General features: G+C 42.2%; 10 protein-coding genes. 6 read left to right on the forward strand and 4 right to left on the reverse strand.

Annotated features, from left to right (window positions below; translation table 11 throughout):
- Positions 1–7: 7 nt before the first annotated feature.
- Positions 8–547, forward strand: coding sequence for a 5-formyltetrahydrofolate cyclo-ligase (locus SMI_RS00755; protein ID WP_000834298.1), 540 nt, complete (start codon positions 8–10; stop codon positions 545–547).
- On the forward strand, positions 531–1,208 hold the full coding sequence (locus SMI_RS00760; RefSeq protein WP_000658489.1) for a rhomboid family intramembrane serine protease: 678 nt from the start codon (positions 531–533) through the stop codon (positions 1,206–1,208). Before SMI_RS00755 ends, SMI_RS00760 begins: the two co-directional genes overlap by 17 nt.
- A 64-nt stretch (positions 1,209–1,272) precedes the next feature.
- On the opposite strand, the gene galU is transcribed toward SMI_RS00760, so the two are convergent.
- The 4 genes from galU to argS form a co-directional block, all read right to left on the reverse strand.
- Positions 1,273–2,172, reverse strand: coding sequence for a UTP--glucose-1-phosphate uridylyltransferase GalU (gene galU / locus SMI_RS00765; RefSeq protein ID WP_000202213.1), 900 nt, complete (start codon positions 2,170–2,172; stop codon positions 1,273–1,275).
- A 21-nt stretch (positions 2,173–2,193) separates the two neighbouring features.
- Complete coding sequence (locus SMI_RS00770; RefSeq protein WP_000415117.1) at positions 2,194–3,210, reverse strand: NAD(P)H-dependent glycerol-3-phosphate dehydrogenase; 1,017 nt, start codon at positions 3,208–3,210, stop codon at positions 2,194–2,196.
- Positions 3,211–3,377: 167 nt separating this feature from the next.
- Entirely contained in the window at positions 3,378–3,623 is a 246-nt protein-coding gene (locus SMI_RS00775) for a hypothetical protein (protein ID WP_000084861.1), read from the reverse strand.
- Between the two features lie 500 nt (positions 3,624–4,123).
- The gene (gene argS / locus SMI_RS00780; RefSeq protein ID WP_001092709.1) at positions 4,124–5,815 is read right to left on the reverse strand and encodes an arginine--tRNA ligase; all 1,692 of its coding nucleotides are present in this window, start codon (positions 5,813–5,815) and stop codon (positions 4,124–4,126) included.
- Between the two features lie 135 nt (positions 5,816–5,950).
- On the opposite strand from argS, the gene argR reads away from it, so the two are divergent.
- From argR to patB, 4 genes are all read left to right on the forward strand, one after another.
- A complete protein-coding gene (gene argR / locus SMI_RS00785) occupies positions 5,951–6,397 on the forward strand; it encodes an arginine repressor (RefSeq protein WP_001231476.1) in 447 nt (148 codons plus the stop codon).
- Between the two features lie 50 nt (positions 6,398–6,447).
- A complete protein-coding gene (gene mutS / locus SMI_RS00790) occupies positions 6,448–8,982 on the forward strand; it encodes a DNA mismatch repair protein MutS (protein ID WP_000179937.1) in 2,535 nt (844 codons plus the stop codon).
- Between the two features lie 145 nt (positions 8,983–9,127).
- A complete protein-coding gene (patA, locus tag SMI_RS00795) occupies positions 9,128–10,834 on the forward strand; it encodes a multidrug efflux ABC transporter subunit PatA (protein WP_000908161.1) in 1,707 nt (568 codons plus the stop codon).
- Between the two features lies 1 nt (position 10,835).
- Positions 10,836–12,602, forward strand: coding sequence for a multidrug efflux ABC transporter subunit PatB (patB, locus tag SMI_RS00800; protein WP_000859877.1), 1,767 nt, complete (start codon positions 10,836–10,838; stop codon positions 12,600–12,602).
- Positions 12,603–12,769: the final 167 nt, after the last annotated feature.

The raw sequence follows: 12,769 nt of genomic DNA on the forward strand, positions 1-12,769 counted from the left end.
TTTGTCTATGAAATCGGAATTACGTAAGCAAGTCTTGCACGAAATGAAGGCTATCCCTCGAGAGCAAAAACAATTTATAGACCAAGCTTTAACCGAGCGACTTTTACAACACCCCTTTTACCAAGAAGCCAAGGTCATTGCAAGCTATCTCTCTTTTCCTAATGAGTTTCAAACGCAGGAACTGATTGAGCAGGCGCTGAAGGACGGCAAGAAGGTTCTGATACCCAAAACTTATCCCAAGGGGCGCATGGACTTTGTGGTCTATGATCCACAGCAGTTGGTAAAAACTGCCTTTGGCTTACTGGAGCCACAGGGAGTTCTGGAAGTTATAGATGCCTCTCAGATTGATTTGATTCATGTTCCTGGTCTGGCTTTTACGACGAAAGGATATCGGATAGGATACGGTGGAGGCTATTATGACCGTTATCTGAAACATTTTTCTGGTCATACTTTGAGTACGGTTTATCCTTGTCAAGTTCAGCAATTCATGCCTGAAAATCATGATATTCCTGTTCAGGAGGTTTTAATTGATGAAGGAAATCTTTGATAGACGTTATCCTGTGACGAGTTTCTTCCTCTTAGTGACGGCCTTGGTGTTTCTACTAATGTTGGCGACCACAGGTGGAAACTTTGACAGGGCGGATACCTTATTTCGATTTGGAGCCATGTATGGGCCTGCTATTCTCCTCTTTCCTGAGCAGATTTGGCGTCTCTTTTCTGCCATTTTTGTTCATATTGGGTGGGAGCATTTCATTGTTAATATGCTTTCCCTTTATTATCTTGGTAGGCAAGTAGAGGAGATTTTTGGGTCCAAGAAGTTTTTCTTTCTCTATCTCTTATCTGGAATGATGGGCAATCTCTTTGTTTTTGTATTTAGTCCAAAATCCTTAGCAGCGGGAGCTTCTACTTCTCTCTATGGGCTATTTGCCGCGATTATCATTCTTCGCTATGCTACGCGTAATCCTTATATCCAGCAGTTGGGGCAATCCTATCTGACACTTTTTGTGGTTAATATTATTGGAAGTGTTCTGATTCCAGGAATCAGCCTAGCAGGCCATATTGGGGGAGCAGTTGGTGGAGCATTTCTAGCAATTATCTTTCCAGTTCGAGGAGAAAGACGGATGTATAGCGCTAGTCAGAGACTGGTAGCGGTAGTCTTGTTTGTAGGACTTGCAGTCTTACTTCTCTACAAGGGAATGGGGTTGTGAGAGCTTATAATAATAGTTGTGTAATGAAAAAAGATAAGGCATTTTTGAACCTTATCTTTTTATGTTATTCCTTCTCAGCTAATTCTTTTCCCAGTTGGATGAGGTAATCTTTCAAGTCATCTTTGACTTGTGGGTGCTTGAGGGCGTAGTCAATAGATGTTTTCATAAAGCCGAATTTATCTCCAACGTCGTAACGAGCTCCTGTAAATTCACGGGCAAAAACACGTTGTGTTTTATTAAGCGTATCAATCGCATCGGTAAGTTGGATTTCATTCCCAGCACCGGGAGCTTGATTTTCGAGAATCTCAAAAATTTCTGGTGTGAGCAGATAGCGTCCGATAATAGCTAGATCACTTGGCGCCTCCTCTGGAGCTGGTTTTTCAACGAAAGTTTCGACGCTGTAGAGACCATTAATCCCTTCGCCTTGAGGCGCGATAACTCCATATGCTGAAACTTCTTCATGAGGGACAGGCATAACAGCAATTGTTGATGCATGAGTCGACTCGTAATCATTCATCAATTGTTTTGTCAAAGGAACAGCGTGGTCATCTGTGATATCCATTAGGTCATCACCAAGCATGACAACGAAGGGCTCATTTCCTACAAAAGCTTTTGCTTGTAAGACAGCATCACCAAGACCACGAGGATGGCTTTGACGGATAAAGTGAAGGCGAATGCCAGTTGTTTCGTCTACCAATTTTAGTAAGTCATGTTTGCCTTTTTCTTTGAGGTTGTACTCAAGCTCAAAGTTTGAGTCAAAGTGGTCTTCAATAGAACGTTTTGATTTACCAGTGACAACCAGAATATCTTCAATACCTGATTTAAGAGCTTCTTCGACGATAAATTGGATAGTTGGTTTGTCCACAATTGGCAACATTTCTTTAGCAAGTGCTTTGGTTGCTGGTAAAAATCGAGTCCCGAGTCCAGCGGCAGGGATGACTGCCTTTCTAACTTTTGATGTCATAAGAATCCTTTCTTTAGAGGGTTAAGACCACTCATTTTCTGCTTTAAATTCATTGTTCATGATGTCATAAATGGCATCTTTGATATTGGTTCCGTGGTAAATAACTTGGTAAATGGCTTGTGTAATCGGCATATAGACTCCAAGTTCTTGCGCTAGTTCATAGGCTGCTCGGGTCGTCGAAATTCCTTCAATTACCATGCCCATATTAGCTTCTATATCAGCTAGGGATTCTCCACGACCAAGGGCATCTCCAGCTCTCCAGTTACGAGAGTGGATGGAGGTTCCCGTTACGATCAAATCTCCTACACCAGATAAGCCACTATAGGTCAATGGATTGGCCCCGAGTGCTACCCCTAGGCGGGTAATTTCTGCCAAGCCTCGAGCGATGATGGCTGCCTTAGCATTGTCACCAAATCCCAAACCATGTAAGGCTCCAGCACCGACAGCGATAATGTTTTTAAGAGCACCAGCGGTTTCGACTCCGATAACATCCGTATTGGTATAAAGTCGGAAGTAGTGATTACTAAAGAGCTCCTGAACGTATTGAGCTGTTTGTAAATTCTTAGAAGCAGCAGTGATTAAAGTCAGGTCCCGAACAATGGTTTCTTCCGCATGACTAGGTCCTGAAACAACGACAATATCACTGCGGAGATGTTCAGGAATTTCTTCTTCAAGGATGGTTGATAATCGTTTATGGCTATCAGGTTCTAATCCCTTTGATGCGTGCATGATGATCGCCTTATGGTCTAAGGTTTGTGCAACTTGTTGGGCAACAAGTCGTGTCACTTTTGTTGGGACAACAAACAAAATCGCATCTACATCTTTCAATGCCTCTGCTAAGTCAGTGTAGGCAATGATATTTCCGTCTAGAACGACATCTTTAAAGTAGTGCTTGTTAGTATGATAGGTATTAATTTCATTGATTTGCTCGGGAAGATTTCCCCAAATACGTACCTCGTGTCCATTGTCATTTAAGACTTGTGAAAGGGCAGTTCCCCAAGAACCAGGCCCCAAGACGGCGACGGTTTGTTTTTCCATGTTTTCCTCCTTGATAGAGTTCTCTTTTTATTTTATCACATTCTAGGGGATTTTGCACTTGCATTGCTGGGGAGTGGTTGCTTTGTTACTTGAAAAATATACAAAAACCGAGCCTAAGTATTAAACTCTTAGACTCGGTTTTGATATTCCTTAAAGAATAGCTCGGTTTATTTCAATTGATCTGTAATGTCTTTTGATAGCAACATTCCCAGATGATAAGTTTTATTGATGTAAGCAATGACATCATTGATATTTTCAGTCGTTTGAATTTTCTCTTTGATGTCAGCCCTAAATGTTTCATCCTTTAAAAGTTGTTCTTGGTAGAGTCTTTGCAGTCTCTCCTTCTCGTACTTATTAAGCAGAAAAAGGAAAACCAAACTAATCACAACGAGGATATAAGCATATTGGCTCATAGAATATCTCCTTGGATAGTGAAGAAGTAGTAGTGAATAAATCGATTTAGTGGATCTAAAATAGCAGAACAAGCCAGCAAAACCTGATAAGATTTTTGATAGACCCTAAACCAAAGCCCGTATAGGATTAGGCGTTAGTTACTTAGATTACTTTGCAATCAAGTGACTTGAAGATTACGACATGAACCAAACCAAATCGATATTATTTGGTTTGATAAATTAGTAAATCGTTTAGGCAAGTGTCTCTAGTTACGACGTAAAGAAACATAAATCGATAATATTTATGTTTCTTTACTAGTGAAGCGTTTAGGCAATTCGCCATATAGCGATTGCCGTCAAGAGACTAGGAACTTTAGTTCCAATAACTTGAAGATTACGACGTTTTAGGACATAAATCGATCATATTTATGTCCTAAAACTAGTGAAGCGCCTAGCCAAAGTCCAAATAGGATTTGGCGTTAGTTACTTAGATTGCTCCGCAATCAAGTAACTTTAGCGATTTACATCTTCTCTGGCGCTTCTACTCCAAGCAAACGAAGGGCTTCTTTGAGAACGACTGCTGTTGCGTAGCTAAGGGCTAGACGGCTGTCGCGCTCAGGATTTTCGTCTAGGATACGTGTATGTGCATAGTACTTGTTGAAGGCTTGAGCCAGGCTAATTGCAAATTTAGCAATGATGGAAGGTTCAAAGTTATCTGCCGCACGATTGATAATACGTGGGAAATCTTGGATGAGTTTGATGATTTCCCAGCTTTCAGCATCATTTAAGCTGTAATTAGCCTCTGTTTCTGGTTTGAAATCTGCTTTGCGCAAGATAGATTGGATACGAGCGTAGGCGTATTGAACATAAGGACCAGTTTCCCCCTCAAAGGATACCATGGCTTCTAGGTCGAAATCATATCCATTTGTACGGTCGGTCTTGAGGTCATAGAATTTAATGGCACCAACCCCAACAGCATGCGCTACCTGGTCTTTGTTTTCAAGTTCAGGATTTTTAGCCTCGATTTGGGCCTTGGCACGACTAACAGCCTCTGCAACAGTAGGCTCTAGCAAGATGACATTCCCTTTACGAGTAGAGAGTTTTTTCCCTTCTTTTGTAACCAAACCAAAAGGAACATGAGTAATGTCTTCACTCCAGTCGTAGCCCATTTCTTTCAAGACAGCTTTGAGCTGTTTAAAGTGGGCAGATTGCTCTTGACCAACGACATAGATAGATTTAGCAAATTGGTATTCGTTTTTACGGTAAAGGGCTGCAGCCAAGTCACGTGTGATGTAGAGAGTTGCACCATCAGATTTCTTGATGAGGGCTGGGTGTTCAATTCCATATTTCTCAAGATTCACAACTTGGGCACCTTCTGATTCAACAAGAAGGCCTTTTTCAGAAAGAATGTCTACAACTGCATCCATCTTATCGTTGTAGAAAGCTTCTCCATTGTAGCTGTCAAATTCGACTTGCAATTCATTGTAAAGGCGGTTAAATTCCACCAAACTTTCATCACGGAACCATTGCCAAAGTGCGAGAGCTTCCTCATCTCCATTTTCCAGTTTGCGGAACCATTCGCGTGCTTCTTCATCCAAGCTAGGGTCATTTTCAGCTTCAGCGTTGATGCGGACATAGAGTTTAAGAAGTTCATCAATTGGATGAGCTTTTACAGCTTCTTCGTCGCCCCATTTTTTATAGGCAACAATCAACATCCCAAACTGTTTCCCCCAGTCTCCCAAGTGGTTGACCTTGACTGTTTGATAACCGATTTTTTGGAAAATATGTGACAAGCTATCTCCGATAACAGTTGAGCGCAGGTGACCAATAGAAAATGGTTTAGCGATATTGGGACTAGACATATCGATAACAACATTTTCTTGTTTACCAATAGTTTGGTCAGCATAGTGTTCTTTTTCAGTGATAACAGCTTGCAATACTTGAGCAGAAATGGCAGATTTATCAAGGAAAAAATTGACGTAAGGTCCTGTTGCAACAACTTTTTCAAAGGCTTGGCTGTTAATTTTTTCAGCCAGTTCAGCAGCAATCATTTGAGGTGCTTTACGTTCGACTTTTGCAAGAGAAAAAGCAGGGAAAGCGATGTCTCCCATTTCTGAGTTTTTAGGGGTTTCCAGTAAATTTAAAATAGCCTCTTGGTCCAGGCTATCAATGATGCTAGCCAACTCGCTAGCAATCAATTCTTTTGTATTCATTTAGAGCTCCTTTTTGGACTTTTCTACTATTTTATCACAATTTTAAAGAAAGAAGAAAAAATTTTTGAAATCTCCTATTTTTTTGGTATAATATAGTTATAAAATTAGTTATAAATATGCATATAAGAGGATTTTATGAGAAAAAGAGATCGTCATCAGTTAATAAAAAAAATGATTACTGAGGAGAAATTAAGTACACAAAAAGAAATTCAAGATCGGTTGGAGGCACATAATGTTTTTGTGACGCAAACAACCTTGTCTCGTGATTTGCGCGAAATCGGCTTGACCAAGGTCAAGAAAAATGATATGGTGTATTATGTACTAGCAAATGAGACAGAAAAGATTGATTTGGTGGAATTTTTGTCTCATCATTTAGAAGGTGTTGCAAGAGCAGAGTTTACCTTGGTACTTCATACCAAATTGGGAGAAGCCTCTGTTTTGGCAAATATTGTAGATGCAAACAAGGATGAATGGATTTTAGGAACAGTTGCTGGTGCCAATACCTTATTGGTCATTTGTCGAGACCAGCACGTTGCCAAACTCATGGAAGATCGTTTGCTAGATTTGATGAAAGATAAGTAAGGTCTTGGGAGTTGCTCTCAAGACTTATTTTTGACAAGGAGAGACGGAAAATGGCGACAGAAAAGCTATCACCGGGCATGCAACAGTATGTGGATATTAAAAAGCAATATCCAGATGCTTTTTTGCTCTTTCGTATGGGTGATTTTTATGAATTATTTTATGAGGATGCGGTCAATGCTGCGCAGATTCTGGAAATTTCCTTAACGAGTCGCAACAAGAATGCCGACAATCCGATTCCTATGGCGGGTGTTCCCTATCATTCTGCCCAACAGTACATCGATGTCTTGATTGAGCAGGGCTATAAGGTGGCTATCGCAGAGCAGATGGAAGATCCTAAACAGGCAGTTGGGGTTGTGAAACGAGAGGTTGTTCAGGTCATTACACCTGGGACAGTGGTCGATAGTAGTAAGCCGGATAGTCAGAACAATTTCTTGGTTGCTATAGACCGTGATGGCAGTCAATTTGGTCTAGCTTATATGGACTTGGTGACCGGAGACTTTTATGTGACGGGTCTTTTGGATTTCACGCTGGTTTGTGGGGAAATCCGTAATCTCAAGGCGCGAGAAGTGGTGCTGGGCTATGACTTGTCTGAGGAAGAGGAACTAATCCTTAGTCGTCAGATGAATCTGGTACTTTCCTATGAAAAAGAAGGCTTTGAAGACCTTCATTTACTGGATTCACGATTGGCAGCTGTGGAGCAAGCGGCATCTAGTAAATTGCTCCAGTATGTTCATCGAACTCAGATGAGGGAATTGAACCACCTCAAGCCTGTTATACGCTATGAAATCAAGGATTTCTTGCAGATGGATTATGCGACCAAGGCTAGTCTAGATTTGGTTGAGAATGCCCGTTCGGGCAAGAAGCAAGGCAGTCTTTTCTGGCTTTTGGATGAAACCAAAACGGCTATGGGAATGCGTCTCTTGCGGTCTTGGATTCATCGCCCCTTGATTGATAAGGAACGAATTATCCAACGCCAAGAAGTGGTGCAGGTCTTTCTCGACCATTTCTTTGAGCGCAGTGATTTGACAGACAGTCTCAAGGGAGTTTATGACATTGAGCGCTTGGCTAGTCGTGTTTCTTTTGGCAAAACCAATCCCAAGGATCTCTTGCAGTTGGCGATCACCTTGTCTAGTGTGCCACGGATCCGAGCGATTTTAGAAGGGATGGAGCAATCTGCTCTAACTTATCTTATCGAACAATTGGATGGAATTCCTGAGTTGGAGAGTTTGATTAGCGCAGCGATTGCTCCTGAAGCTCCTCATGTGATTACAGATGGGGGAATTATCCGAACTGGATTTGATGAGATTTTAGACAAGTACCGTCGTGTGCTCAGAGAAGGGGCTAGCTGGATTGCTGAGATTGAGGCTAAAGAGCGAGAAAATTCTGGTATCAGTACGCTCAAAATTGACTACAATAAAAAGGATGGCTACTATTTCCATGTGACCAATTCACGACTGGAGAATGTGCCAGCCCACTTTTTCCGCAAGGCGACGCTGAAAAACTCGGAACGTTTTGGAACCGAAGAATTAGCCCGTATCGAGGGAGATATGCTGGAGGCGCGTGAGAAGTCAGCCAATCTCGAATATGAAATTTTTATGCGTATTCGTGAAGAGGTCAGCAAGTATATCCAGCGTTTGCAGGCTCTAGCTCAAGGAATTGCGACAGTTGATGTCTTGCAAAGTCTGGCGGTTGTAGCTGAAACCCAGCATTTGATTCGACCAGAGTTTGGTGACGATTCACAAATTGATATCCAGAAAGGGCGCCATGCTGTCGTTGAAAAGGTTATGGGGGCTCAGACCTATATTCCCAATACGATTCAGATGGCAGAAGATATTAGTATTCAGCTGATTACCGGGCCCAACATGAGTGGGAAGTCAACCTACATGCGTCAGTTAGCCATGACGGCGGTTATGGCTCAGATGGGTTCCTATGTGCCGGCAGAAAGCGCCCATTTACCGATTTTTGATGCGATTTTTACCCGTATCGGAGCAGCAGACGACTTGGTTTCAGGTCAGTCAACCTTTATGGTGGAGATGATGGAGGCCAACAATGCCATTTCGCATGCGACCAAAAATTCCTTGATTCTTTTTGATGAATTGGGACGAGGAACTGCAACTTATGACGGTATGGCTCTTGCTCAGTCTATCATCGAATACATTCATGAGCATATCGGAGCCAAGACCCTCTTTGCGACCCACTACCATGAGTTGACTAGTCTGGAGTCTAGCTTGGAGCACTTAGTCAATGTTCACGTGGCAACCTTGGAGCAGGATGGGCAAGTCACCTTCCTTCACAAGATTGAACCAGGACCAGCTGATAAATCCTACGGTATCCATGTTGCCAAGATTGCTGGCTTGCCAGCAGACCTTTTAGCAAGGGCGGATAAGATTTTAACTCAGTTAGAGAATCAAGGGATAGAAAGTCCTGTTCCTATGAAACAAACAAGTACTGTCACAGAACAGATTTCACTCTTTGATACTGCAGAAGAGCATCCTATCCTAGAAGAATTAGCTAAATTGGACATTTACAACATGACACCCATGCAGGCTATGAATGTCTTGGTCGAGTTAAAACAGAAACTATAAAGAGAAAATTACTAGTCATTCTAGCTGTATCAAGGAGACTTCTTTGACAACCCTCCACTTTTTTGCTAGAATAACATCACACAAACAGAATGAGAAGGAGCTGACACATTGTCGCTCCCTTTTGTCTATTTTTTAAGGAGAAAGTATGCTGATTCAGAAAATAAAAACCTACAAGTGGCAGGCCTTGACTTCGCTCCTGATGACGGGCTTGACGGTTGCTAGTTCACTTCTGCAACCGCGTTATCTGCAGGAAGTGTTAGACGCCCTCCTTGCTGGAAAATATGAAGCTATTTATAGTATCGGGGCTTGGTTAATTGGTGTGGCCGTGGTCGGTCTGGTTGCTGGTGGGCTCAATGTTGTCCTTGCAGCCTATATTGCTCAAGGAGTTTCATCCGACCTTCGAGAGGATGCCTTCCGTAAAATCCAAACCTTTTCTTATGCCAATATTGAACAATTTAATGCGGGAAATCTAGTCGTTCGCATGACAAATGATATCAACCAGATTCAGAACGTCGTCATGATGACCTTCCAAATTCTTTTCAGACTTCCTCTCTTGTTTATTGGTTCCTTTATCTTGGCGGTTCAAACCTTACCTTCTCTGTGGTGGGTGATTGTTCTCATGGTAATCTTAATTTTTGGCTTGACTGCCGTCATGATGGGGATGATGGGGCCTCGTTTTGCCAAGTTTCAAACTCTTCTTGAGCGCATTAATGCTATTGCCAAGGAAAATCTGCGTGGCGTTCGTGTGGTCAAGTCCTTTGTCCAAGAAAAAGAGCAGTTTGCTAAGTTTACGAAGGTTTCAGACGAACTTCTCGGTCAAAACCTTTACATTGGTTATGCCTTTTCAGTAGTGGAACCTTTCATGATGTTGGTCGGTTATGGGGCAGTATTCCTCTCTATTTGGCTAGTTGCAGGGATGGTTCAGTCGGAACCGTCAGTTGTTGGCTCCATTGCTTCCTTTGTCAATTACCTGAGCCAGATTATCTTTACCATTGTCATGGTTGGATTTTTGGGAAATTCTGTCAGCCGTGCTATGATTTCCATGCGTCGTATTCGAGAAATCCTTGACGCAGAGCCAGCCATGACCTTCAAGGATGTCTCAGATGAAGAGTTGGTTGGAAGTCTTAGCTTTGAAAATGTAACCTTTACCTATCCAATGGACAAGGAACCAATGCTGAAAGATGTGACCTTTACTATCGAACCTGGTCAAATGGTTGGTGTAGTTGGGGCGACTGGTGCAGGAAAATCAACCTTGGCTCAACTGATTCCACGTCTCTTTGATCCACAGGACGGGGCCATTAAAATCGGTGGCAAGGATATTCGAGAAGTGAGTGAAGGAACCCTGCGTCAAACAGTTTCTATCGTTCTCCAACGTGCCATTCTCTTTAGTGGAACGATTGCAGATAATCTAAGACAGGGTAAGGGAGATGCTACTCTATTTGAAATGGAGCGTGCAGCCAATATTGCTCAAGCCAGTGAATTCATTCATCGTATGGAGAAAACCTTTGAAAGTCCAGTTGAGGAACGGGGAACCAATTTCTCAGGTGGACAAAAGCAAAGGATGTCGATTGCGCGTGGGATTGTCAGCAATCCACGTATTCTGATTTTTGACGATTCGACCTCGGCCTTGGATGCCAAGTCAGAGCGCCTAGTGCAAGAAGCCTTGAATAAGGACTTGAAGGGAACAACAACCATTATCATCGCGCAAAAGATTAGCTCGGTTGTTCATGCAGATAAAATCTTGGTTCTAGATCAAGGACGATTGATTGGTCAAGGTACGCATGCAGACTTGGTTGCCAACAATGCCGTTTACCGTGAAATCTACGAAACACAGAAAGGAAAGGAGGAGTAAAATGAAGACAGTTCAATTTTTTTGGAATTATTTTAAAGTCTATAAGCTCTCATTTGTAGTTGTTATACTGATGATTGTTCTGGCGACTCTTGCTCAAGCCCTCTTTCCGGTCTTTGCTGGACAAGCGGTGACGCAGCTAGCTAATTTAATTCAAGCTTATCAAGATGGCAATCCAGAACTTGTTTGGCAAAGTCTATCGGGAATCATGGTCAATCTTGGCCTGCTGGTTTTGGTTCTATTTATCTCTAGTGTGATATACATGTGTCTCATGACGCGCGTGATTGCAGAGTCGACCAATGAGATGCGCAAAGGCCTCTTCGGTAAGCTTGCTCGCTTGACGGTTTCTTTCTTTGACCGCCGACAAGATGGCGATATCTTGTCTCGTTTTACCAGTGATTTGGATAATATCCTTCAAGCCTTTAACGAGAGCTTGATTCAGGTCATGAGCAATATTGTTTTATACATTGGTCTGATTCTTGTCATGCTTTCGAGAAATGTGACACTGGCCCTCATCACCATTGCCAGCACACCAGTGGCCTTCTTTATGCTGATTTTCATCATGAAAATGGCACGCAAATACACCAATCTACAGCAGAAAGAGGTAGGGAAGCTCAACGCCTATATGGATGAGAGTATCTCAGGTCAAAAAGCTGTCATTGTTCAAGGAATTCAAGAGGATATGCTGGCAGGATTTCTTGAACAAAATGAGTGCGTGCGCAAGGCAACCTTTAAAGGAAGAATGTTTTCAGGAATTCTGTTCCCTGTCATGAATGGGATGAGTCTGGTTAATACAGCCATCGTCATTTTTGCTGGTTCAGCTGTACTTTTGAATGATAAGTCTATCGAAACAAGTACAGCCTTAGGTTTGATTGTTATGTTTGCCCAATTTTCACAGCAGTACTACCAGCCTATTATCCAAGTTGCAGCTAGTTGGGGAAGCCTTCAGTTAGCCTTTACTGGGGCTGAACGGATTCAGGAAATGTTTGACGCAGAGGAAGAAATCCGACCTGAAAAGGCGCCGATTTTTACTAAGTTGCAAGAAGGTGTTGAAATTAGTCATATTGATTTTTCATATCTGCCTGATAAACCTATTTTGAAAGATGTCAGCATTTCTGCCCCTAAAGGCCAGATGACAGCGGTTGTTGGTCCGACAGGTTCAGGGAAAACGACTATTATGAACCTCATCAATCGCTTTTATGATGTTGATACTGGTGGTATTTATTTTGATGGTAAAGACATCCGTGACTACGACTTGGATAGTCTCAGAAGCAAGGTGGGAATTGTCTTGCAAGATTCAGTCTTATTTAGTGGAACCATTCGAGACAATATCCGTTTTGGTGTGCCAGATGCTAGTCAAGAAATGGTTGAGGCAGCAGCCAAAGCAACCCATATTCATGACTATATCGAAAGCCTACCTGATAAATACGATACTCTTATAGATGATGACCAGAGCATCTTCTCAACTGGGCAAAAGCAATTGATTTCTATCGCTCGAACCCTGATGACAGATCCAGAAGTTCTCATTCTAGATGAAGCGACTTCAAACGTAGATACGGTGACAGAAAGTAAGATTCAGCATGCCATGGAGGCGGTTGTAGCAGGCAGAACTAGTTTCGTCATTGCTCACCGTTTGAAGACCATCCTCAATGCAGACCAGATTATTGTCCTTAAAGATGGAGAAGTCATTGAACGCGGTAACCACCATGAACTTTTGAAACTAGGTGGCTTCTATTCAGAACTCTATCACAATCAATTTGTTTTCGAATAAGAAAGAAGTTGTCCTATGTGGGCAGCTTTTTCTTGTCCATAAAAAATTTTTATCACAGCCTTAAAAAAAACATATTAGACGAAAGTCATTTTGAGTGATATGATAGGACTATCGTTATACTCAATGAAAACCAAAGAGTAAACTAGGAAGCTAGCCGCAGGTTGCTC

This window comes from Streptococcus mitis B6 (assembly GCF_000027165.1).
GTDB lineage: Bacteria > Bacillota > Bacilli > Lactobacillales > Streptococcaceae > Streptococcus > Streptococcus mitis_AR.